The 21,065-nt window shown below is 73.7% G+C and carries 23 protein-coding genes and 1 pseudogene; 15 read left to right on the top strand and 9 right to left on the bottom strand.

Annotated features, from left to right (window positions below; translation table 11 throughout):
• Positions 1-7 precede the first annotated feature (7 nt).
• The gene (locus ACFW3L_RS13905) at positions 8-1,267 is read right to left on the bottom strand and encodes an MFS transporter (protein ID WP_378740069.1); all 1,260 of its coding nucleotides are present in this window, start codon (positions 1,265-1,267) and stop codon (positions 8-10) included.
• Positions 1,268-1,342: 75 nt separating this feature from the next.
• Here ACFW3L_RS13905 and ACFW3L_RS13900 point away from each other — a divergent pair, with 75 nt between their 5' ends.
• The 3 genes from ACFW3L_RS13900 to ACFW3L_RS13890 all read left to right on the top strand — a co-directional run bounded on the left by ACFW3L_RS13900 (position 1,343) and on the right by ACFW3L_RS13890 (position 3,030).
• A complete protein-coding gene (locus tag ACFW3L_RS13900; RefSeq protein WP_378740067.1) occupies positions 1,343-2,272 on the top strand; it encodes a LysR family transcriptional regulator in 930 nt (309 codons plus the stop codon).
• Positions 2,273-2,341: 69 nt separating this feature from the next.
• A complete protein-coding gene (locus ACFW3L_RS13895) occupies positions 2,342-2,635 on the top strand; it encodes an ArsR/SmtB family transcription factor (RefSeq protein ID WP_378740065.1) in 294 nt (97 codons plus the stop codon).
• A complete protein-coding gene (locus ACFW3L_RS13890) occupies positions 2,632-3,030 on the top strand; it encodes a VOC family protein (protein ID WP_378740063.1) in 399 nt (132 codons plus the stop codon). The genes ACFW3L_RS13895 and ACFW3L_RS13890 overlap by 4 nt, the downstream gene beginning before the upstream one ends.
• Before the next feature lie 290 nt (positions 3,031-3,320).
• Here ACFW3L_RS13890 and ACFW3L_RS13885 read toward each other — a convergent pair whose 3' ends face one another.
• The 5 genes from ACFW3L_RS13885 to ACFW3L_RS13865 all read right to left on the bottom strand — a co-directional run bounded on the left by ACFW3L_RS13885 (position 3,321) and on the right by ACFW3L_RS13865 (position 7,322).
• Complete coding sequence (locus ACFW3L_RS13885; protein ID WP_378740060.1) at positions 3,321-3,845, bottom strand: copper chaperone PCu(A)C; 525 nt, start codon at positions 3,843-3,845, stop codon at positions 3,321-3,323.
• Positions 3,846-3,874: 29 nt separating this feature from the next.
• A complete protein-coding gene (locus ACFW3L_RS13880; protein ID WP_378740058.1) occupies positions 3,875-5,107 on the bottom strand; it encodes a Dyp-type peroxidase in 1,233 nt (410 codons plus the stop codon).
• Positions 5,104-5,709: an SCO family protein gene (locus tag ACFW3L_RS13875; RefSeq protein ID WP_352388501.1), complete on the bottom strand. Its 606-nt coding sequence runs from the start codon at positions 5,707-5,709 to the stop codon at positions 5,104-5,106. Before ACFW3L_RS13875 ends, ACFW3L_RS13880 begins: the two co-directional genes overlap by 4 nt.
• A 62-nt stretch (positions 5,710-5,771) precedes the next feature.
• Positions 5,772-6,338 carry an RNA polymerase sigma factor gene (locus tag ACFW3L_RS13870; RefSeq protein WP_378740056.1) on the bottom strand — a complete coding sequence of 189 codons (567 nt, stop codon included), beginning with the start codon at positions 6,336-6,338 and terminating at the stop codon, positions 5,772-5,774.
• Positions 6,339-6,755: 417 nt separating this feature from the next.
• The gene (locus ACFW3L_RS13865) at positions 6,756-7,322 is read right to left on the bottom strand and encodes a hypothetical protein (protein ID WP_378740053.1); all 567 of its coding nucleotides are present in this window, start codon (positions 7,320-7,322) and stop codon (positions 6,756-6,758) included.
• A gap of 120 nt (positions 7,323-7,442) precedes the next feature.
• Here ACFW3L_RS13865 and ACFW3L_RS13860 point away from each other — a divergent pair, with 120 nt between their 5' ends.
• Complete coding sequence (locus ACFW3L_RS13860; RefSeq protein WP_378740050.1) at positions 7,443-8,810, top strand: hypothetical protein; 1,368 nt, start codon at positions 7,443-7,445, stop codon at positions 8,808-8,810.
• A 58-nt stretch (positions 8,811-8,868) separates the two neighbouring features.
• Positions 8,869-9,834, top strand: a complete 966-nt coding sequence (locus tag ACFW3L_RS13855; RefSeq protein WP_378740048.1) for an NAD-dependent epimerase/dehydratase family protein — start codon at positions 8,869-8,871, stop codon at positions 9,832-9,834.
• A gap of 18 nt (positions 9,835-9,852) precedes the next feature.
• Here ACFW3L_RS13855 and ACFW3L_RS13850 read toward each other — a convergent pair whose 3' ends face one another.
• A complete protein-coding gene (locus ACFW3L_RS13850; RefSeq protein WP_378740482.1) occupies positions 9,853-10,155 on the bottom strand; it encodes a hypothetical protein in 303 nt (100 codons plus the stop codon).
• A 57-nt stretch (positions 10,156-10,212) separates the two neighbouring features.
• Here ACFW3L_RS13850 and ACFW3L_RS13845 point away from each other — a divergent pair, with 57 nt between their 5' ends.
• The 10 genes and pseudogenes from ACFW3L_RS13845 to ACFW3L_RS13800 form a co-directional block, all read left to right on the top strand.
• Entirely contained in the window at positions 10,213-10,830 is a 618-nt protein-coding gene (locus tag ACFW3L_RS13845; protein WP_378740480.1) for a hypothetical protein, read from the top strand.
• A gap of 71 nt (positions 10,831-10,901) precedes the next feature.
• Positions 10,902-11,543, top strand: a complete 642-nt coding sequence (locus ACFW3L_RS13840; protein WP_378740045.1) for a GTP cyclohydrolase II — start codon at positions 10,902-10,904, stop codon at positions 11,541-11,543.
• A complete protein-coding gene (locus ACFW3L_RS13835) occupies positions 11,536-12,183 on the top strand; it encodes a CDP-alcohol phosphatidyltransferase family protein (protein ID WP_378740043.1) in 648 nt (215 codons plus the stop codon). Before ACFW3L_RS13840 ends, ACFW3L_RS13835 begins: the two co-directional genes overlap by 8 nt.
• Before the next feature lie 3 nt (positions 12,184-12,186).
• On the top strand, positions 12,187-13,164 hold the full coding sequence (locus ACFW3L_RS13830; protein ID WP_378740041.1) for a dehydrogenase: 978 nt from the start codon (positions 12,187-12,189) through the stop codon (positions 13,162-13,164).
• A gap of 34 nt (positions 13,165-13,198) precedes the next feature.
• Entirely contained in the window at positions 13,199-13,597 is a 399-nt protein-coding gene (locus tag ACFW3L_RS13825) for a 6-pyruvoyl tetrahydropterin synthase family protein (RefSeq protein WP_378740039.1), read from the top strand.
• The gene (locus tag ACFW3L_RS13820) at positions 13,594-14,682 is read left to right on the top strand and encodes a glycosyltransferase family 4 protein (protein WP_378740037.1); all 1,089 of its coding nucleotides are present in this window, start codon (positions 13,594-13,596) and stop codon (positions 14,680-14,682) included. Before ACFW3L_RS13825 ends, ACFW3L_RS13820 begins: the two co-directional genes overlap by 4 nt.
• A gap of 219 nt (positions 14,683-14,901) precedes the next feature.
• Positions 14,902-16,440: an MFS transporter gene (locus ACFW3L_RS13815; protein ID WP_378740035.1), complete on the top strand. Its 1,539-nt coding sequence runs from the start codon at positions 14,902-14,904 to the stop codon at positions 16,438-16,440.
• Between the two features lie 123 nt (positions 16,441-16,563).
• On the top strand, positions 16,564-17,364 hold the full coding sequence (locus ACFW3L_RS13810; RefSeq protein WP_378740033.1) for an SAM-dependent methyltransferase: 801 nt from the start codon (positions 16,564-16,566) through the stop codon (positions 17,362-17,364).
• Between the two features lie 155 nt (positions 17,365-17,519).
• Positions 17,520-18,383 (top strand): SAM-dependent methyltransferase, encoded by an 864-nt coding sequence (locus tag ACFW3L_RS13805; protein ID WP_378740478.1) that lies wholly within the window; start codon positions 17,520-17,522, stop codon positions 18,381-18,383.
• Positions 18,284-19,213: pseudogene (locus ACFW3L_RS13800) on the top strand (lysylphosphatidylglycerol synthase transmembrane domain-containing protein); the annotation flags it as partial. The gene ACFW3L_RS13805 and the pseudogene ACFW3L_RS13800, both read left to right, overlap by 100 nt.
• Before the next feature lie 15 nt (positions 19,214-19,228).
• Here ACFW3L_RS13800 and ACFW3L_RS13795 read toward each other — a convergent pair.
• Positions 19,229-20,008, bottom strand: a complete 780-nt coding sequence (locus ACFW3L_RS13795; protein WP_378740031.1) for a creatininase family protein — start codon at positions 20,006-20,008, stop codon at positions 19,229-19,231.
• 160 nt (positions 20,009-20,168) lie between these two features.
• Entirely contained in the window at positions 20,169-21,041 is an 873-nt protein-coding gene (locus ACFW3L_RS13790; protein WP_378740029.1) for a MurR/RpiR family transcriptional regulator, read from the bottom strand.
• Between the last annotated feature and the right edge of the window lie 24 nt (positions 21,042-21,065).

Here is a 21,065-nt window from a genome sequence, read left to right as displayed (position 1 = left end):
CAGGACCTCAGCCGCGTCGCGGCTCGCCCTTCCGGTGGTGGGCACCGCGCGGGTCGGGGCCCGGACCCAGCAGCCCGACGGCCAGGGCGACCCAGGCCAGGGCCGCCGCGCCCCACAGCAGCCAGGTGACGCCCGCGAACTCCACCACGCCGCCGCCGACCAGCGCGCCCAGCGCGATGGAGGCGGTGAACACCCCCACGTACAGCCCGGTGACGTGCTCGACGCGGTCGGGCGCCGCACGGGTCATCCAGATCTGCCCGGCCACCGACACCCCTCCGTAGGCCAGACCCCACAGAGCGATGCCGGCACCGGCGGCCAGGGGGACCGTGCCGAGCAGGGCCAGCAGGGCGACGGCGGCCCCGACACCGACCGCCAGGCCCAGGACGGTGGCCCGGGTGCGGCGGGCGGCGACCGCTCCGGCGGCGAAGTTACCGAGCAGGCCGAACACGCCGTACACCAGCAGGAGCAGGGCGATGACCGGGGGGTCCAGTCCGGCGCGGTCCTCCAGGACCGGGCGCACGTAGGTGTAGGCGGCGAAGTGCGCGGTGACCAGCAGGACGATCACGCCCAGACCAACCAGGACCGGCGGGGTGAACAGGGTCGGGGCGCCGCCCGCCGTGGGGCGCGCCGCGGCGGGCCGGGGCAGGCGGGGCAGGAACAGCGGCAGCGCGACCGCCAGGACCACGGCGGCCACCGCGAGGACGGTGAAGGCGGACCGCCAGCCGAGGGCGTTCCCGATGACGGTGCCCAGGGGTACCCCGGCCACGGAGGCGGCGGCGACCCCGCTGACCGCGAAGGACACCGCCAGGGCCGCTCGGGCCGGAGTGACGAGGCGGATCGCCACCGCCGCCGCCAATCCCCAGACCGCGCCCATGCCGATCCCGAGGATCACGCGGGCCGTGACGAGCGCGGCGAAGCCCGGGGCGAGGGAGGTCAGGGCGTTGCCGAGGGCGAGCACCACCATGGCCGCCGCCAGCACCGCGCGTCGGTCGAGGGAGCCGAGCAGGCGCGGGACCAGCGGTGCGGCGACGGCGGCGACCAGGCCGGTGACGGTGAGGCTGGAACCGGCCGCCCCCGCCGTGATGCCCAGCCCCTCCGCCATGGGTGTGAGGACGCCGACCGGCAGCATCTCGGAGGTGACGACCACGAAGGTGCTCAGGGACAGCACGGCGACCGCCGCCCACCGCCGGACGGCGGTGCGGTCCGCGGCGGGCGGTTCGGTCGGTGCGGGGGTGGGTGTCGTCGGTGACGACGCGGTGGAACTCATGGGACCAGCCAAGCGGCCGCCGGGACGGTGAACAACGGCGATCCGCTCAGCGATCGTTGAGCTAGGCTCAACGCTATGGCTAACACGGGCGCGACCGTGGACGGCGCGTTGAACCAGGTCCACGTCCAGCAGATCGAGTGTCTGATCGTGCTGGCGGAGGAGCTGCACTTCGGCCGGACCGCCGAACGGTTGGGCTTCTCCCCCAGTCGGGCCAGCCAGCTCGTCTCCGCGCTCGAACGCCGCATCGGGGCACGCCTGGTGGAGCGCACCAGCAGGCGAGTGGCGCTCACCCGGTTCGGCGCGCAGTTCGTGGAGGAGGTGCGGCCCGCCTACGAGAACCTGGCCGCCACGTTCCTGCGTGCCCGGGATCGGGCGATGCGCGGATCGTTGCGGGAGCTGCGGATCGGCTTCAACGGCAGCGTCCACGTCCAGGTGGCCGAGGCGTTCCGGCTGCTGCGTGCCGAGCACGGGGTGACGGTCGCGCTGAGCGAGATCCCACTGGGGTCACCGTTCTCGGACGTGGTGGCGGGCCGTCTGGACGCGACGCTGGTGGAACTGCCCGTCCACGAGGCGGGGCTGACCGTGGGATTCCGGTTCCCCCCGCAGGACCGTTTCCTCGCGGTGGCCGCCGACCATCCGTCGGCGGACGGGGGCCGCCTGCACGTGGAGGACCTGGCCGGGTTCGACCTGTTGCGCCCGGCCGGTGAGGCACCGGACTACTGGAGGGCGGCCCAGGTGCCGCCCACCACCCCGGCGGGCGCGCCGATCCGTTCCGGGACGGGCGTGAGCACCGTGCAGGAGGGGCTGGCCCTGGTGGCCGCCGGGGAGCACGCCATGCTCGTGTGCCGCCCCCTGGCCGAGGAGATCACCCGGGCCGACCTGCGTTGCCTCGCGGTGGAGGGGCTGACCGAACCGTCCCGGCTGGGGCTGCTCTGGCGCACCGACCGCACGACGCCGCAACTGACCGCCCTGGCGGACCTCCTGGCCGGGGTCTACGGACCCTGAGGTTCAATTCATTACCAAACACCAGTTCACGACTTGATAGGCAAGTCTCAGCTTGCCTATAGTGACCCGGTGTCCGACGAACTGTTCAAGGCCCTGGCCGACCCGACCCGCCGCGTCATCCTGGACGAACTCCACGAGCGGTCCGGACAGACCCTGTTCGAACTCTGCGCCCGGCTGGCCACCAGGCACCGGCTCGGCATCTCGCGCCAGGCGGTCTCCCAGCACCTCGCGGTCCTGGAGAAGGCGGATCTGGTCCGGAGCAGACGCGAGGGGCGCTACAAGTTCCACGACATGAACCCGGAGCCGCTCGGACTCATCGTCGAGCGGTGGCCGGGACCGAACCCACGGGAGAGCGACTCATGAGAATCCACATCAACAGCGTCTTCGTGGACAGCCAGGTCAAGGCCCTGGACTTCTACACGAACGTGTTGGGCTTCGTGAAGAAACACGACGTGCCGCTGGGCGGGCCCGAGGGCGAGAACCGCTGGCTGACCCTGGTCTCCCCGGAGGATCCCGAGGGCGCCGAGCTGCTGCTGGAGCCCTCGGGGCACCCCGCCGTGGCTCCCTACCGCGAGGCGCTGAACAACGACGGCATCCCCGCGACCCAGTTCCAGGTGGACGACGTCCAGGCCGAGTACGAGCGACTGCGCGCACTGGGGGTCACCTTCACCCAGGAACCGCTGACCATGGGCCCGGTCACCACCGCCGTACTGGACGACACCTGCGGCAACCTCATCCAGATCGTCGATCCCGTCTAGGGAGTGTTTTTTGGATGCTTTCGCCGGGGGCGGCGGAGCCGCCATCGATGCGAGCGGCCGCCAGGCCATCTCTCGCAAGACGAGGAGCGAGAGCGCCCCTACTGTGCGCGGCTACGCAAGCTCCGCAGCTTCGCACAGCGGGGGCCCGCCCGGGGTTGGCTGTCCGAGCTTCATCGGCGCGGCGAGAGGCAGCCTGGCCACGCGAGCGCGGAATGATCCAAAAAGCACGACCTAGTCCCGCGAGGACGGGGCACCGCCCGCGCGCCCGGGCGACCGGACGCGCGGACCCGTCAGTGGTGGGCGCCGTGGTCCGCCTCGTCCGGGGTCGGCCCGGTCATCTCCTGCACGGGGACGTCCAGTGCGACCTCGGTTCCACTGGCGAAGCCCAGAGTGACGGTCACCGAGTCACCCACGGCGAGGGGTTCGGGGATGTCGTTGACCATGACGTGGTAGCCGCCGTCGACGAAGGTGGTGGTGCCTCCGGCGGGGACGGGGATCTCGTCGAGGGTCCTCATGACGGCCGCGCCCGACTCCGTGGTCTCGGTCGTGCACAGCTCGGCCTCGGGCGAGGCGTCCGTGCGCACCTCGACCACGGCGTCGGCCGCCGAGGCGTCGGTGTTGGTGATCGCCAGGTAGACCACGCCCACCTCCGGGTTGGCGGGTTCGGGGATCCAGGCGTCCTCGACGATGATCGCGTCGGCCTCGGCGCCGCCCCGTTCGGGCGTCTCCACGGCGGCCTCCTGGACGGAGGTGCCCGCCGAGCAGCCCGTGGCGAGCAGGGCCAGGGCCAGCAGTGTCGCGGTGTGTGTCTTCATGATCGTGTCCTGTGTGTCGGTCGGCCGGGTCACCAGAGGGCGGCGGCCGGAGGGGTGTCGAGGGCGGGTGGCACCGCGAAGACGGCGCTCCCCTCATGGCGGACGAAGGCGTTGAGGGCGTCGCCGCCCCGGTCGAGCTCCTCCTGCACGGCGGTGAACCCGGCGCGCGGATCGGCCTGCCAGGCGGTGAACAACAGCCCGGCCTCGCGGTGGCCGTCCTTCCAGCCCAGGTCGTAGTTGAATCCGCGCCGCAGCATGCGGGCACCGAGGGTGCGTTCCGGGCTGGCGAGGCGGATGTGGGCGTCGTCGGGGATGACGGGACTCCCGTCGGCGTCCCGGGCGGCGAGGTCGGGGAGGTCGTCCTCGCGGTCGCCGCCCAACGGCGCCCCGTCCGACAGACGGCGACCGATCACCCGTTCCCGTTCTCCGGGGGCCAGGTCGAACCAGTCGTCCAGCAGCATGCGCACGCGCCGCACCACCACGTAGGTGCCGCCGTCCATCCAGGCCGTGGCGGGCTCGGGGTGCGCGGCCAGGACCTGGGGGCCGAACCGCGCCTCCGAGGGTGCGGGATTGACCGTGCCGTCGACCTGGCCCATGAGGTTGCGCGGGGTGGCCGAGGCGTCCTCGGCCGTGGCGGCGGCGCGCTGGAATCCCGGCAGGGACCAGCGCACGGTGGCCTCCTCCCGGACCAGGCCGAGCAGGTGCTCCACCGCGGCGCTGACCACGAGCGGGTCCTCGGCTCCCACGTGCAGCATCAGGTCACCCCCGCACAGCGCGGGGTCGAGCCGGTCCGCGGCGAAGTCCGGCAGGTCCTCCAGGGGCGCGGGGCGCCGGTCGCCCAGCCCGGCCCGGTCGAGGAGGGCGCCGCCGAGCCCGAGGGTGACCCCCAGGGAGGCGGGTCGCAGACCCTCCGTGGGCGCGCCGGGCGCGAGCGCGGCCAGACCGCCCTCGTGCAGGTCCCGGGCGCGCTCTCCCCAGACGGCCAGGACCTCGCGGGCCCGGGCGGAGACCTCCGCCGGTTCCTCGGCCCGCAGGTCCACCGCGACCACGTGGACGTGGGCCGGGGTGGGCGTGAGCAGCGCGGGTGGGCGCCCCTCCTCGGGGCCGCTCCGGGACAGCGTCAGGATCCGGGCGGGGTCCTCCTCCTCGGGAACGCGCGCCGCACCCGCGCCCAGCAGCCCCCCGGTGGTCAGGCCCACCGCCCCGGCGGCGCCCAGGCCCGTGAACAGGCCGCGCCGGGACACCCCGGTTCCGGAGCTCACAGGAGTTCCGACCGCAGCACCGGCAGGAGCGCGGCGATGTCGTCCGCGCCCACGCCCTCGTCGAACATGCCCGCCGCCTCGCCGCCGGGGGTGAGCACCAGGACGCGGCCGCCGTGCGAGACCAGGTACTCGCCCTCGGTGACCTCGGGCGCCTCGATCGGAACACCGTAGTCCAGGGCGGCCTGGACGGTGTCGTCCACGTCCCCGCGCACCCCCTGGAAGTCCGGGTCGAACCGGTCCAGCCAGGAGCGCAGCTGTTCGTCGGTGTCCCGCTCGGGGTCGCTGCTCACCATCACCACGTCGAACGGGTCCGCGTCCGCCCCGGCCTGGTCGAGGGCGAGGTTGATCTCGGCCATGGTCATGGGGCACACGTCCGGGCAGCTCGTGTAGCCGAAGAACAGCAGGGTGAGCCGGTCGTCGGCCACGTCGGTGAACCCCCAGGGCTCTCCGTCGACGGTGGCGAGCTCGATGTCCGAGGCGGCCATGGGTTGGTCGGAGAGGTCGAGGTAGTGCTCGGCCTCGGCCAGGTCGGGCCCTCCGCAGGCCGTGACGGCCAGCAGCACTGCGGCGGCGACCGCCAGGGGCCGGATCGGGTGTCTCATCGGGTGCTTCCTCACGGGACGGAGTTTCCAGGGGTGACGTGGGGGGCGGTCGGGCGCGGCGTTCACGCCGCCTCCCGCACCAGGCGGGCCAGGTCGCGGCGGCACCGGGCCACACGCGAGCGGACCGTGCCGATCGGGACGCCGGTCAGCGCCGCGGCCTCGGCGTAGGGCACGCGGTGGACCTGGGTGAGGACGAAGGCGGTGCGCCGGTCCTCGGGCAGGTCCTCCAGCAGGGAGGCCAGGGCCAGGTACTCGTCGAACCGCCCCGGTTCCGCCGACCGGGGGCCGAGCGCGCGCTCCCAGTCGTCGACCGGTTCCGTGCGGGGTGACCGCTCGCGGCTGCGGTAGCGGTCGGCGACGGTGTGCCGGGCCACGGACAGCAGCCAGGCGCGTACCGGGGACCGCCCCTCGTACCCGGGGAGTCCGCGCAGGGCCCGGTGGAAGGTCTCCTGGGTGAGGTCCTCGACCCAGGCGGGTTCCACCCGGCGGGCGATGTAGCGGGCCACGTCGGCTCGGGTCAGGGAGAACAGGGCGTCCATCGCTCCGGGGACGCCGGCCCCGGCGCGCTCGGCGAGTCGGGCCAGGTCGGAAGGTGTGTGGGCCGCATCGGGCCCCTCACTCCATGTCATGGGGATCAGGCTTTCTGTCACCGCCCGCGCGGCCGCGCCGCCGTCGGTGCGGCGGTGGACCACGGGGTGTCCTGGGCAGGGGGTACCGGGGCGGTGTCCTCGTGGATGCCTCCGCCGGTGGCGGCGGACCCACCACCGATGCGAGCGGCCGCCGGGCGATCCCTCGCGGGACGAGGAACACGGCTGCCCCTCCGGTGCGCTGCCGGGCGAGCTCCGCGGCCCCGCACGGCGAGGACGGCCCGGGTTGGGCCGTCCGAGCTTCGTCGGCGCGGCGAGAGCAGCCCGGCACCGCGAGGACGCCGTGCCGCAGGCGTCCTGAGGGTGGTGGCGGGCGACGGTGGGGAGGAACGATCCAGAAGACACGGCCTGGGTGCGGCCTGACAAAACCAGGGGCATCCCGGTTCGGAGGAACTCCGGTCAGGCGGCCAGGACCGGCGGTGGGCCTCGCAGCACACGCGAGTGGCGCAGATAGGGCGGCCGCGTGCGGGGGCGCTGGTCGGTGGCGGCGAACCGGGCGGAGGGCGTCGCCCGCGCCGTCGGGACGGCGCCGATCACCAACAGCAGCGGGATCAGTGAGAGCGCCATGAAGGCCAGGAAGGCGAACAGGGCGTTCTCACCCAGGTGCAACCACCAGGCGCTGACCAGGGCCATCGCCACGTGCATCGAGATCATCGCCCACGCGGGCATCGGGTCCTGGACGAGCAGCGCACCGGAGTGGACCGTGTGCGCGGCGCCCTGGGCGTACGAGAAGGTCACGTGCAGGGCGAGCTGGCCCCACAGCATCCACGCGGTGAGCATCCCCGGGCCGTACCTTCGGCCCGCCAGCACCCACGCGACGGCGAAGACCACGGCGACGCCCAGCAGGAGGCCGCCCACGGGGACGTCGTGCCCCGAGCTGACGGCGTGGCCGATCGCGGACAGGCTCGCGCACACCAGGGTGAACACCCCGGCGCGCAGCGGTCGGCACTGTTCGCTCTCGGTCATGACCCTCACATCGTCGCACCTCCCGCCGCGTGTCCGTCACGGGGGTGGGATCACGGGAACCCGCCGCCACGCCCTCCGTTATGCTCGCATGCGTCCCCCGTGTGAGAACAGAGGTCGCCCGTGTCCTTCTCCCCGCTCGCCCTGCTGCACGAGTGGAACGCCCGTGCCGACGCCGCGCCGCTGCGCGAGTTCCTGCTGGTGGGGGCGGTGATGGATCTCTCCGCTGTGGAGGAGGACCTCGTTCCTGCCGCCCAGGATCGGGGCGCGGCCGTCACCGTGCTCGGCACCGCCGCCGAGGAGGCCTCGGTGGTGCGCCCGGACCGCACGTACGCGCTGATCGAGCGCTCCGTCCCGGACCTGGCCCTCCTCCTGGGTGACGAGCACGTCGTGGCCGCCTTCGGGTCCGGTTCCGCCACCGACGAGGACCGCGTCTGGACGGTGCTGCGCGGCGGCCCCGACGGGGTTCCGTGGGCACTCGCGGAACTGGGCGCGTGGCTCTCCTCCTGCGCGACCGGGCTCACGCTGCCCGCGTCCCTGGCCGCGCGGCTGACCTCCCTGGCCAACCGGCTGGAGGACCTGCTGCTCACCAACCCGACGGAGTCGGCCGCCCGGGTGGTGCACAACCTGGACGCGCCGCTCCTCTCCCACCTGCCCGAGGGGCCGGTCGACGAGCTCACCCTGCACGCTCCGCTGCGCGGGTACGACGCCCCGGCTTTGGCCGCGCTCACCCGACGGCTCTCCCCGGCCCGCGTGCGTCTGGGCGTTCCCGGGGCGTGGCCGGAACAGGACCGGGAGGACGCCGTCCGGGCCCTGGCCGACGCGGGGGTGGAGGCGACCGCGTACCCCGTCGCCGCCGGGTTCCCCGAGCACGGCGGCCTCGTCGAGTGGCACCGGGGCGACCAGCGTTCCGCCCTCACCTCCGGAGCGAACCTGGCCGCGCTCACCTCCGCCGCCGCCACGGGAGCCAACCTGGAACTGGGCCTGATCGTCCCGGCCGTCCCCTCCCCCGAACCGGCCGAGACGGCCGCGCCCGAGGACGGCGGCCACCTCGCCGGGGTTGCCTCCGAGGTGGCGGCCTCGGGCTGGAGTCTGGAGTACGACTCGGGCACGCACCGGGTCCGGGGCGCGTTCACCAACCCCGTCCCGGTCGCGGCGCGGGTGGTCGAACTGCTGGAGGAGCACGCGGACCCCGTCATCGTGCACGCCGAGGGGCCCAAGGGCTGGGCGCTGATCGTGTGGAGGCGGCCCACGCTCCTGCTGGCCTCCGCTCCCCGGGGCAGCGCCTGGCGCCTGTACCGGGTGGACCCGCCCGCAACCCCGGCCTCTCGGCTAGGCGGCGGTGAGGGGCTGTCGCGCGTGGGTCTGACCCGGACCAGCGCGCCGCTGCACCGGGTCCCGCACCGGGACGTGATCGCCTTCCTGGAGTCCCTGGGCACGGACCACATCGCCCTGCTGGAGTCCGTCGGCCACCTCACCAGGCCCCTCTGACCGGTTCACCGGCCCGTCGTCCGAGCTGCGGGCGGGGTGGGCGTTAGGCTCTGGGCCCATGCGGATTCTCGTGTTGGGCGGAACCTCGTTCGTCGGCCGGGCGATCGTCGACGACGCGCTGCGGAGCGGGCACGAGGTCACCCTCTTCGCCCGGGGGCGGACCGTCCCGGGGCTCCGTTCCCAGCCCGTTCTCCTGCGCGGTGACCGCCGGAACGGCGACTACGCCGCGCTGGCCGAGGGCACCTGGGACGCGGTCGTCGACGTCGGCGGGTCCGTGCCCCGGCACGTGCGGCAGGCCGGCGAGACGCTGGGCGACCGGGTGGGCCGGTACCTGTTCGTGTCCAGCCACGCCGTCTACGCCCCGGGTGCCGGGCCGGGGGCGGACGAGTCGGCCCCCCTCCGTACCCCGGAGTGGGACACGGAGGAGGTCGGCCCGGACACCCGAGGTCCGCTCGGGGTCGCCTGCGAACAGGAGCTGACGTCCCGGTACGGCGGGCGCGCCACCGTCGTGCGGCCGGGGATACTGGCCGGACCGTACGACGGGGGCGACCAGTTCACGTACTGGGTGCGCCGGGCGGCGCGCGGGGGCAGGGTCGTCCTGCCCGCCGATCCCGGGCAGCCGGTCCAGCTGCTGGACGTGCGCGACCTGGCCCGACTCGTGGTGCGGCTGGTCGAGGAGGACCGTGGGGGCGTGTTCAACGCCATGGGTCCCGCCGAGCCCCTGACCCTGATGGGGATGCTGCGTGCCTGCGCCCGGGCGGCCGGGAGCGAGGTCGAACCGGTCCTGGTGCCGCCGGAGACGATCAAGGCCCGCTTCCCGCTGGTGCGGCCCGACCCGGTGTGGGAACAGACCTTCCAGCGTGACTTCGGCCGGGCGAGGGAGGCCGGCCTGCCCTCGACCCCGCTGGTCACCACCGCCGCCGACGTGCTGGCCTGGGACCGTGAACGGGGCGAACCGCCGCTGGGTGTGGGGCCCACCGAGGAGGTCGAGCGCGTCCTGCTCTCCTACGTGCAGGGCGCCTGACCGACGTCGGCGCCGGTCTCACGCCGCTCCGGAGTCCCCCTCCCGCGACTCTCGGGTGCGGTGGCCGGTACCGGCCACCGGTCGGAGTCGTCCGACCCGGGTCCGGAGCCGGGTGAGTCCCGCGCGCACCGCGCCGACCGGGCCGCGCGAGGGCGCGGACACGGGTCCGGGATCGCCCGCGGGGCCGCGAGCTGCGCGGTCGACCTCCGCCACGCGCTCGTGGAGCCGGTCCCTGACCTGCTCGGGGGTGTAGGCGCGGCGCTCCCGTTCGGCCCGCGCGATCGCCACTCCGGTGGCCGCCACACCCACGAAGGCGGCCACACCCAAGGCCTTCCACCACTTCATGCTCATAGGCTAGTGCCTGTGGCAGACACGAGCATGGACCTGGAGACGGCGGTCGATCTGACCAGAACCGGTGATGTGTGGGTGTTCCGGGGCACGAGCGTGCCGGACCGGGCCATCCAGCTCACCACCAACAGCCCCGTCAACCACGTCGGCATGGCCATCGTGGTGGACGACCTCCCCCCGTTGATGTGGCACGCGGAGCTGGGCAGGTCCCTGGTGGACATGTGGACCGGCGTCCACCAGCGCGGGGTCCAGCTGCACGACCTGCGTGACGCCGTCCTGGTGTGGGGCCGCCGCTACGGGCAGCGGGCCTGGCTGCGCCAGCTGGACCCGGTGGCCGACCGCGCCATGGAGGACGCCGCGCTGCGGGTGGTCGCCCGGCTCGACGGCACTCCCTTCCCCTCGACCGCGCAGCTGGCCGGACGGTGGGCGCTGGGCCGGATGCCGTTCCGGGGCAGGGCGCGCGAACGCCGGTTGGAGACCGCCTACTGCGCGGAGGTCATGGCGCTGACCTACGAGGAGATGGGGCTGCTGGCCCCGGGCAGGCAGCCCGGCTACTACGATCCGGGGCGGTTCTGGAGCGGGGACTCCCTGGAGTTGGAGGGCGGCTTCGCGCTGGGTGGCGAGATCCGGGTGGACCTGCCGGAATAGTCGTCCGGCCCGTGTATCCGACCGGTGGGATGGGCACGCACCTGTCAGGTCGCATCCGCATCGGAGGACACATGACGGAGCACTCTCTTGACGGCGCGGAGGTCGCCGAGTCCGACCTGGTGGTGCGCAGGGGCACGTTCCGCTGCGTCGCGTTCCGGGACCCGGTCGACGGACAGGAGCACCTGGCCCTGGTCCTGGGCGCGCTGGGTGACGGCGAGGAGGTCCTGGTCCGGGTGCACTCCGAGTGCGTCACGGGGGACGTGTTCGGCGCGCTGCGCTGCGAGTGCGGCGACCAGCTCGACGCCGCCCTGGACACGATCCTCACCGAGGGCCGCGGGGTGCTGGTGTACCTGCGCGGCCACGAGGGGCGCGGGATCGGGCTCGTGAACAAGGTCCGCACCCAGGTGCTCCAGGACGAGCGCGGGCTGGACACCGTGGACTCCGCCACCCACCTGGGCCTGCCGGTGGACGTGCGCGACTACGGACCGGCCGCCCGGGTGCTGCGGTACCGGGGCGTGCGTTCGGTCCGGCTGCTCTCCAACAACCCCGCCAAGGTGCTGGCGCTGGAGGACCACGGGGTGAAGGTGGCTGCCCGGGTCCCGCTGCTGGTGGCCGCGCACGAGAACAACTCCCGCTACCTGGTCGCCAAGCGGGACCGCCTGGGCCACGACCTGCCGCACCTGAACGGCGACCCGGGGCTGGCGAGTGGCTGACCCGGCCTCCTGGCTGGGACCCCGGGGCTGGGGCGTGGCGGGGCTGTACGCCGTGCTGGTCACGGTGGCCCTGGTGGTGGCGGTCCGCCGCCACGAGCGGTGGCCGATGGGCCCGGCCGACCTGGTGACCCTGGTGCGGGTCGGTCTGATCGGGGTGGTGACGGCTCTGGTGGCCGAGGGCGGGCCCGCCGGACCGATGGTCGCGGTGGCGGCCCTGGCCCTGGTCCTGGACTGGGTGGACGGGCTGGTGGCCCGGGGCACGCGCACGGAGTCGGACTTCGGTGCCCGGTTCGACATGGAGGCCGACGCGTTCCTGATCCTGGCCCTGAGTGTGTACGTCTCCGGAGTACTGGGACCCTGGGTCCTGGCGATCGGCGCGATGCGGTACCTCTTCTGGGCCGCCGCACGCGCGGCACCCTGGCTCCGGGGACCGCTGCCGCCGAGCGCGGCGCGCAAGGCCGTGGCCGCCGCGCAGGGGATCGTGTTGACGGTGGCCGCCTCGGGGGTCCTTCCCCGGCCGGTGGGTGCCGTGGTGGTGGGGCTGGCGCTGGTCGCCCTGCTGTGGTCGTTCGGACGTGACGTGGTGGGACTGTGGCGGGCGCGTGCCCTGGGACCCGGTTCCGTGAAGAGGAAGAGGTGAGGGATGGCGAGGACGGCTCGGGCGTTCTGGGTGCGCTCCCCCGGCGTGGGTGAGATCCGGGAGGTGGAGCTGCCCGAACCCGGCCCCGGTGAGGTGCTGGTGCGCGCCCTGGGCTCGGGGATCAGCCGGGGCACGGAGACGCTGGTCTTCGGCGGCGGGGTGCCGCCCAACCAGTACGGGGTGATGCGCGCGCCCTTCCAGGAGGGCGACTTCCCCGGCCCCCTGAAGTACGGGTACCTGAACGTGGGCGTGGTCGAGGAGGGCCCCGGGGAGCTGGTGGGGCGGACCGTCTTCAGCCTGTTCCCGCACCAGACCCGGTTCGTGGTGCCCGCCTCGGCGGTGTCCGTGGTCCCCGAGGGGGTCCCGGCCGCCCGCGCTGTCCTGGCCGGAACGGTGGAGACCGCGATCAACGCGCTGTGGGACGCCGCCCCGATGGTGGGCGACCGGGTGACGGTGGTCGGCGCCGGCATGGTGGGCTGCTGCGTGGCGCGCCTGCTGTCCCAGGTGCCGGGGGCGCGGGTCCAGCTCGTGGACGTGGACCCCGGCCGCGCCGCGATCGCCGACCGCCTCGGGGTGGACTTCGCCCCGCCCGAGCGGGCCGAGGACGACCGCGACCTGGTCTTCCACACCAGTGCCACCGAGGCGGGACTGGTGTCCTCGCTGCGTCTGCTGCACGTGGAGGGCGAGGTCGTGGAACTGAGCTGGTACGGGGACCGGCGGGTGATCCTGCCGTTGGGCGAGGACTTCCACTCCCACCGCCTGACGGTGCGGGCCAGCCAGGTCGGCATGATCTCCCCGGCCCGCCGTTCGCGCTACGACCACGCCGAGCGCCTCGGTCTGGCGCTGCGTCTGCTGGAGGACCCGGCCTTCGACGCCCTCCTGACCGGGGAGAGCCCGTTCGAGGAGCTGCCCTCGGTCCTGCCGAGGCTGGCCAGCGGCGAGCTGTCGGCCCTGTGCCACCGCGTCGTGTACGAGACCTGACCGCACCGACCGCACCGACACCCTGGGAGTCCGCATGTTCAGTGTCACTGTCCGGGACCACCTGATGGTCGCGCACAGCTTCCGGGGCGAGGTCTTCGGCCCCGCCCAGGCCCTGCACGGGGCCACGTTCGTGGTGGACGCCACCCTGCGCCGCCCGGAGCTGGACCCCGACGGCATCGTGGTGGACATCGGCGCCGCCACACGCGAGCTGGGCGCGGTGGTGGCCGAACTCAACTATCGCAACCTGGACGAGGTCCCCGAGTTCGCCGGTGTGAACACCTCCTCCGAGTTCCTGGCCCGGGTGGTCGCGGACCGGTTGGCCGGTCGGATCGCGGCGGGGGCCCTGGGAGCGCACGCCGACGGCCTGGCCTCGATCGCGGTGACCCTGCACGAGTCGCACGTGGCCTGGGCCTCCTACGAACGGGAGCTGTGACCGGGGCCGTGCGGGTGCCCACGCTGTTCGTCGTTCCGGAGGCGTCGGCGCCCAGCGGTGGTCACACCTATGATCGGCGGATCGCGCGGGCGCTGGGCGAGCTGGAGGCGGCGGACTCCCCGCACGACGGTGTCGGACCGGTCCGGACCGTGACGGTTCCCGGGGCGTGGCCGCGTCCGGGACGCACCGGGACCGACGCGCTCGCCTCCGTGCTGGCCGGAGCGCCCGACGGCGCCCCCGTGTTGGTGGACGGGCTGGTGGCCTGCGGGGTTCCCGAGGTGGTCGTACCGCACGCGCGACGGCTCCGGCTCCACGTGCTGGTGCACCTGCCTCTGGGCGACGAGTCGGGGTTGCCGGAACGGGAGGCCCGGGATCTGGACGCGCGCGAGCGGACCGTACTGCGGTCCGGGGTGTCGGTGGTGGCGACCAGCGCGTGGGCGGCGCGGCGGCTGGCCGACCACCACGGTCTGACGGAGGCGGGCGTCCCGGTGGCGGCGGTGCGGCCGGGCGTGGACGTGGCTCCGCTGGCACGTGGGAGCGGGTTCGAGGGGGAGCCGGGCCGTGCCCCCCGGTTGGTGTGCGTGGCCTCCCTGACCCCGCGCAAGGGCCACGACCTGCTGTTGGGCGCCCTTCGCTCCCTTGTGGGTCTGCCGTGGGAGTGCGTGTGCGCGGGCCCGGGGACCCCTCCCCCGCTCGTGGAGGCGTTGGCGGGCCGGGTGCGGTTCACCGGACCGCTGGTCGGCGCGGAGCTGGAGGGTCTGTACGCCTCCGCCGACCTGGTGGTGTTGGCCTCCCGCGCGGAGACCTACGGGATGGTCGTGACCGAGGCGTTGGCCCGGGGGGTGCCGGTGGTGGCCTCCGAGGTGGGCGGGGTCCCCGAGGCGTTGGGGCGGGCCCCCGACGGTCGTGTGCCGGGGCTGTTGGTGCCGCCGGGGGACGCGGCGGCGCTGGAGCGGGCGCTGCGGGACTGGCTGACCGACCCCGGACTGCGCGCCACGATGCGCGGGGCGGCGCGACGACGCCGCGCGGAGCTGGCCGGATGGTCCGAGGCCGCGCGCGCGATGGCGCGCGTGCTCGGTCTCTGAGCGGCCCCGCACGCCCGTTCACGTGTGACGGGGTTCTCCGGAGCGCACACGTCCCGACACGGGGGCCGGTGGTATCGTGCATAGGGTGCAAAAATTCTTAGTATGCATTTTTGCTGCCTCAGCAGACCTCCTCCACCTGCGCGCCTTCACCCGATCTCTCTTCACCAGAGGCCAGCCTTGAGTACTCCTCAGTCCCAGGGCACCGCACGTACTCCGATCATGCGCACCCTGAGCGGGCTGCTGATCGTCCTCGGCGTGACGATGCTCAGCGGCACGATCGTCTCGGTCGCCCTGCCCCAGATCCTCGGTTCCCTCCAAGGGACCCAGTCCCAGTACACCTGGGTGGTGACCGCGACGCTGCTGGCGTCCACGGCCTCCACCCCCGTGTGGGGCAAGCTCGCGGACCTCTTCCCGAAGAAGCGGCTGCTCCAGATCTCGATCGTGCTGTTCATCGTGGCCTCGCTGCTGAGCGGGTTCGCCCAGAACACCGAACAGCTCATCGCCTTCCGCGCCCTCCAGGGACTCGGCATGGGCGCCTCGCAGGTTCTGGTGCAGGCCACCATCGCCGCGCTGGTCAGCCCCAAGGAACGCGGCCGCTTCAACGGCGTCATCGGCGCCATCATGGCCGTGGCCACCGTCGGCGGCCCCCTGATCGGCGGGGCGCTCACGGACACCTCGTGGCTGGGCTGGCGCTGGTGCTTCTTCATCGGCGTCCCGTTCATGCTGGTCGCGCTGGTCGTGCTCACCCGCACCCTGCACCTGGTGGAGGAGCGCCGCACCGACGTGCGCGTGGACTACCTCGGCGCCACGCTCATCGCCGCCGGTGTCAGCACCATCCTGCTGTGGGTGACGTTCGTCGGCGGCAGCTTCGCGTGGATCTCCTGGCAGACCGGCGCCATGGTCACCGGCGGCCTCGTACTGCTGGCCCTGGCGGTGTGGGTGGAGAACCGGGTGGCGGAGCCGGTCATCCCGCTGCACCTGGTGCTCCGCCGCGAGCCCGTGATCGCGATCGTGGCCAGCGTCGCGGTCGGCATGGCGATGTTCGGCGGAGCGGTCTTCCTCGGCCAGTACTTCCAGCTGGCCCGAGGCTACTCCCCGACCGCCGCCGGTCTGCTCACCACGCCGCTGATGCTCGGCATGATGCTCTCCTCCACCCTGTCCGGGTGGCTGGTCTCCCGTTCGGGCCGGGTCAAGGCCTACGTCGTCGCCGGCCTGGTGTTCCTGGTCCTCGGCTTCCTGTTGCTGTCCACCATCGACGCGACCACGTCCCTGTACGTGGTGTCCCTGGGCATGCTGGGAGTCGGTGTGGGCGTGGGCATGTCCATGCAGAACCTCGTGCTGGTCGTGCAGAACTCGGTCCCGCTCCGCGAACTCGGGGCGGCCAGTGGCGCGATCACGTTCTTCCGGTCCCTCGGGGGCACCATCGGGGTGTCCGTGCTCGGGGCCATCCTCGCCAACCGGGTGAGCACGAACGTGACCGACGGCCTCGCGGCCTCGGGTGTGGAGGTCCCCGCCGGGGGCGCCGACGGCACCACCCTGGACCTGGCGGGCATGCCGCCGTTCCTGCGAGAGATCGTCGAGGGCGCGTACGGCTCCTCCACCGGCGACATCTTCCTGGTCGCCACCGGTATCGCCGTGGTCGGTCTTGTCGTGGCGCTCTTCCTGCCCAGGGTCCAGCTGCGCGACACCGTGGACATGAAGCGGCCCGAGGAGGAGGACCGCGCCGTGTCCGAGGAACGGGCGACACTGTCCTCCTGAGCCGCGAACCCCTGTGGCGCAGGGGTTCGCGGCTTGCGCGCGGGTGGTGCGGGGAAGGAGACTGCGGGGGGGGTTCCCCCGAGACCCCCGAGACCCCCGAGACCCACAGGAGTGCGAGACCCCATGCCGGACACCCCGATCGACAGCACCGTCGCCCACACCGCGCGCGTGTGGAACTACTGGCTGGGCGGGAAGGACAACTACCCCGTCGACAGGGAGGTCGGTGACCGCGTTCGGGCTCTGTTCCCCCAGGTCGCGGAGGCGGCCCAGGGAGACCGGCTCTTCCTGCGCCGCGCCGTCGGCCACCTGGTCACGGAGGAGGGCATCACCCAGTTCCTCGACGTCGGCACCGGCCTGCCCACCGCCGACAACACCCACGAGGTGGCCCAGGCGCTCGACCCCTCGGCCCGGGTGGTCTACGTGGACAACGACCCCCTCGTCCTGGCCCACGCCCGCGCCCTCCTCGTCGGCACCGACACGGGCCGGACCCAGTACGTGGACCAGGACCTGCGCGACGTGGAGAAGGTCCTCGAAGCGGCGGGGCGGACTCTGGACCTGGAGCGGCCCGTCGGGCTGACCCTGATGGGCACCATGGGCCACTTCGAGATCGAGGAGGCGGTCCGTCTGGTGCGCGCCTACGTCGACGGTCTGGCCCCCGGCAGCTTCGTCGCGGTGTGCGACGGCGTGCTGGCCCACATGGAGGTCGAGGACACCGAACGCGCCGCCGAGGGCATGCGTGTCTGGGAACAGCACGTGGCCCAGAAGTACCACATGCGCACCGTGGAGGAGTTCCGGAGCTTCTTCGACGGCTACGAACTGGTGGAACCTGGCGTGGTCCCGGTCTTCCACTGGCGCCCCGAACCCACCGAGGTGGGCACCGTCCGCGCCGTCCCCCAGTACGCGGGCCTGGCCCGGAAGGTCTGAGCGGCCCGGCCCGACCGGGGGCGCCCGGAGACAGATCCGGGCAAAGGCTTCCTGGATCGGACCTCCCGGACGCACCTGAGCTGGCACTCTGGGAGGAGGCGGCCGTCCGCAGACGGGACGGTCGCACTCCACCGGGAGGGGTCCCGTTGAGCTCAGTGTCCGAGAACCCGCCGCCCGCCTTCGACCCGGGCTGGTTGGCCCTGCGGGAGGGTGCCGACTCCGAGGCCCGTGCCACGGCGACGCTCGCACCGCTCCGGGCCTTCCTCCGCGGGCGCGGCGGCGGAACCCGTGAGCGCCCGGTACGGATCGCGGACCTCGGGTGCGGATCCGGTTCCCAGGGTCGCTGGCTGGCGCCCCGGCTGCCCGGGGCGCAGCGCTGGACGCTCTACGACGTGGACCCCGGCCTGCTGTCGCTCGCCGGGGCGTACCTGCCCGCCGCCTCGGAGGACGGCTCGCCGGTGAGTGCGCGGATGTGTCTCCGGGACGTGGGGACGATCACCGCGCGGGACCTCGCCGAGATCGACCTGGTCACCGGGTCGGCCCTGCTCGACCTGCTCACGTACGCGGAACTGGAGCGCATCGTGCGGGCGGTGACCGAAGCGGGCTGCGCGGCCCTGTTCACGCTGTCGGTGGCGGGCCGGGTGGAGCTCTTCCCGGGTGACCGGGACGACCTCGCGCTGACGGAGGCGTTCAACGCCCACCAGCGCCGGGGCGGGCGTCGCGGGCCGGAGGCCGCGGACACGGCCGAGTGGGAGTTCGCCGCGCACGGGTACCGGACCCTGAGCCGTCCGAGCCCCTGGCGGCTGGGCCCGGAGCGCGTGCCCCTCGTCCGTTCCTGGCTGCGGGGATGGGCGGAGGCCGCCCTGGAGCAGGACCCGGGGGCGGCCGTCGGCGGATACCTGGAACGCCGCTTCGGCCAGTGCGAACGGGGGGAACTGGGCGTGATCGTGCACCACACCGACCTGCTGGCGCTGCCCGGGGAGGAAGCACCACCCGAGGAGGGCGAGCCCCACCCGTGAACGACACCGGAGGACGTCGGTGGACCGGGTTCGTGCGCCCGCTGGTCGGGATCGCGTTCCTGGCCGGGGTGGTGTGGTGGTTCCCCCTGGACGCGTTCACCGACGCGTTCGGGGCGGTCGACCCGGCGACGGTGACGACGGCACTCGGAATCGGTCTGGTCACGACGCTGCTGTGCGCGACCCGCTGGGTTTTGGTCGCACGCGGAGTCGGTCTGCGACTGCCCTGGGCACGCGCGGTGTCCGACTACTACCGCGCACTGTTCCTGAACGCCGTGCTGCCCGCCGGGGTGCTCGGTGACGTGCACCGGGCGGTCAGCCACGGCCGCTACGCCGGTGACATGGCCCGGGGTGTGCGCGCCGTGCTCCTGGAGCGCATGGCCGGGCAGGTGGTGCTCGCCGCGACCTGCGCGGTGCTGCTGTTCACCCTGCCCGCCGCGCTCCTGGGGCCGGGGCTGCTCGCGGTGTCCGCCTCCCTGGGCGTCTTCGCTGTGGTGGCGCTGGTGGTGGCCCTGGGCTGGGTCCTCGGGCGCAGGAGGGGATCGGCGTGGTGGCGGGCGCTGTCGGCGACGGTCGCGGACACCCGGGCCGGTCTGTTCACGGTGACGACCGGCCCGGGGGTGGTCCTGCTCTCGGCCGCGGCGCTGGCCGGGCACCTCGTGCTGTTCCTGGTCGCGGCCCGGGCGGTGGGGGTCACCCTGCCCGCCCCGGCCCTGCTCCCGCTGCTGGTGCTGGCCCTGGTGGCGATGAGCGTCCCGGCCAACCTCGGCGGGTGGGGGCCGCGTGAGGCGGTGACGGCGCTCGCCTTCGGCGCGGCGGGGCTGGGCGCGGACCTGGGCCTGACGGTGTCAGTGGCGTACGGGCTCCTGGCCCTGGTCGCCTCCCTTCCCGGCGGGCTGGTGCTGCTGTGGCGGCTGCTGCGGGTCGAGCACGTTGAGGTACCCCGCGAACAGCTTCACCAGGTGCGCCAGAAGATCGCGGCCCTCGGTGGCCGTCGCGCGTGAGGGCTGACCCACCACCCCGGAGCGGGTGTAGCGCGACAGACCCGTGGTGAGCATGTGGTCACGCCGGTCCGCGAGGTGGTCGGCCTCCTGGTAGCCGGGGCGGACCAGGTCGGGGCGCACGTGGAGCAGGACCGAGGTCTCCAGCTCCCCGGCGTGCATGTCGCGGGCGTTGGTGGTGCTCATCCTCGCGGCCCGGCGGGCGGCCTCCCAGTCGTCCGGGCCGGGGAAGAGGGCCATGTCTCCGCGCGAGGCCTGGACGAGGTTGGCGAGCACGTGGTTGCCGCCGTGCCCGTTGACGAGGACCAGCTTGGGGGTGCCCGCCGCCCGCAGGGACGCGGCGACGTCGGAGGCCATGGCGTACAGGGTGGGCGCCGTGACACTGACGGTCCCGGGCCAGGCCTCGTGCTCGTGGGAGCAGCCGAAGCTGATCGGCGGCAGGAGCCGCACGCCGGGGTGGGCGTCGGCCAGGCTCCGCGCCAGGGCGCAGGCGATGACGGTGTCCGTGGTCAGCGGCAGGTGGGAACCGTGCTGTTCGAGGCTGCCGACGGGCAGGAGGGCGACACGGGCGCCGCGCGTGCGCTCGTCCTCGCTGGTGTCACTGGGCAGGGGGTCGGAGAAGTCCATGGGCCCATCCTCCCCTGCTCTGGGGACGGATCCCGCTCCCCCGGCCTCCGGGCGCGCCGGAGGCCGGGGGGCGGGGAGCCCGTGGTCGGGGGGCTGGAGCGGGGCCGCCGGGCGCGGGGGCTGGAGCGGGGCCGCCGGGCGCGGGGAGCCGCCCCGGCGGTCAGTGGCCCAGGCGTCCCCGCCAGGCGGTGAGTTCGTGGGAGGTGCGCACGGCCCGGTCCGGGTGGACGGTGGCCACCGCCTGCACGAGGGCGTCGGAGACGATGATCCCGGTCAGGGCCTCGGCGGTCATGCCCGTGGGGGTGTGGGGGGCGGACAGCACGATGTCGACGCTGTCGCGCAGCTCCTCGGCGAGCTCGTCGGTCACCAGCACGGAGTGGGCGCCCACCGCGCGGGCGCGTTCGAGCAGCACCTCCACCTCCGGCAGGACGCGCCCGGGGGCGAAGACCACGACGGCGTCGCCCCGGTGGATGCCCAGGAGGTCGTCGGCCAGCCGGAAGCCGTCCGTGTCGACGGAGCGCGCCCGGGCGCCGATGCGGTTGAGCTTGAGGGCCAGGTGTTCGGCGGCGATGTTGGAGGAGCCGACGCCGTACGTCACGGTCCGTCCCGCCTCGGCCAGGACCTCCACGGCGCGGGTGAGGTCGTCCGGCGAGGTGGCCGTGCGGACGTGTTCGACACGGTCGCGGGCCTCGTCCACGACCCGGCCCCAGAGCGCGGTGAAGTCCCGTCCCATGCGGTCGATGCGCTCGCGCAGACGTACGTCCGGCGCCACCTCGGAGGTGAACGGGGCGGCGATCTCCTGTTTGAGGGCGGGCAGTCCGGTGTAGCCGAGGCGGCGCAGGGTCCGGATGACGCTGGCGTTGCTGGTGCCGCTGGCGGTACCGAGCTCCTGGGCGTTGGAGTAGAGGATCTGTTCCACCGGCGAGGCCGTGAGCAGGCGGCACACCGATCGCTCCGCCGGGGAGAGGCTTTCCCAGTGAGTGCGCACCAGGGTGTGGAGGCGTTCCAGCCCGGGATTCGAAGAACTATTCATTACAGCCCTTGACTGTGGCGTAGC

It is taken from the genome of Nocardiopsis sp. NPDC058789, from assembly GCF_042745575.1.
Lineage (GTDB): Bacteria > Actinomycetota > Actinomycetes > Streptosporangiales > Streptosporangiaceae > Nocardiopsis > Nocardiopsis eucommiae.
Note: the sequence above shows the minus strand (reverse complement) of the source record. Positions and strands in the feature narration are given on the sequence as shown.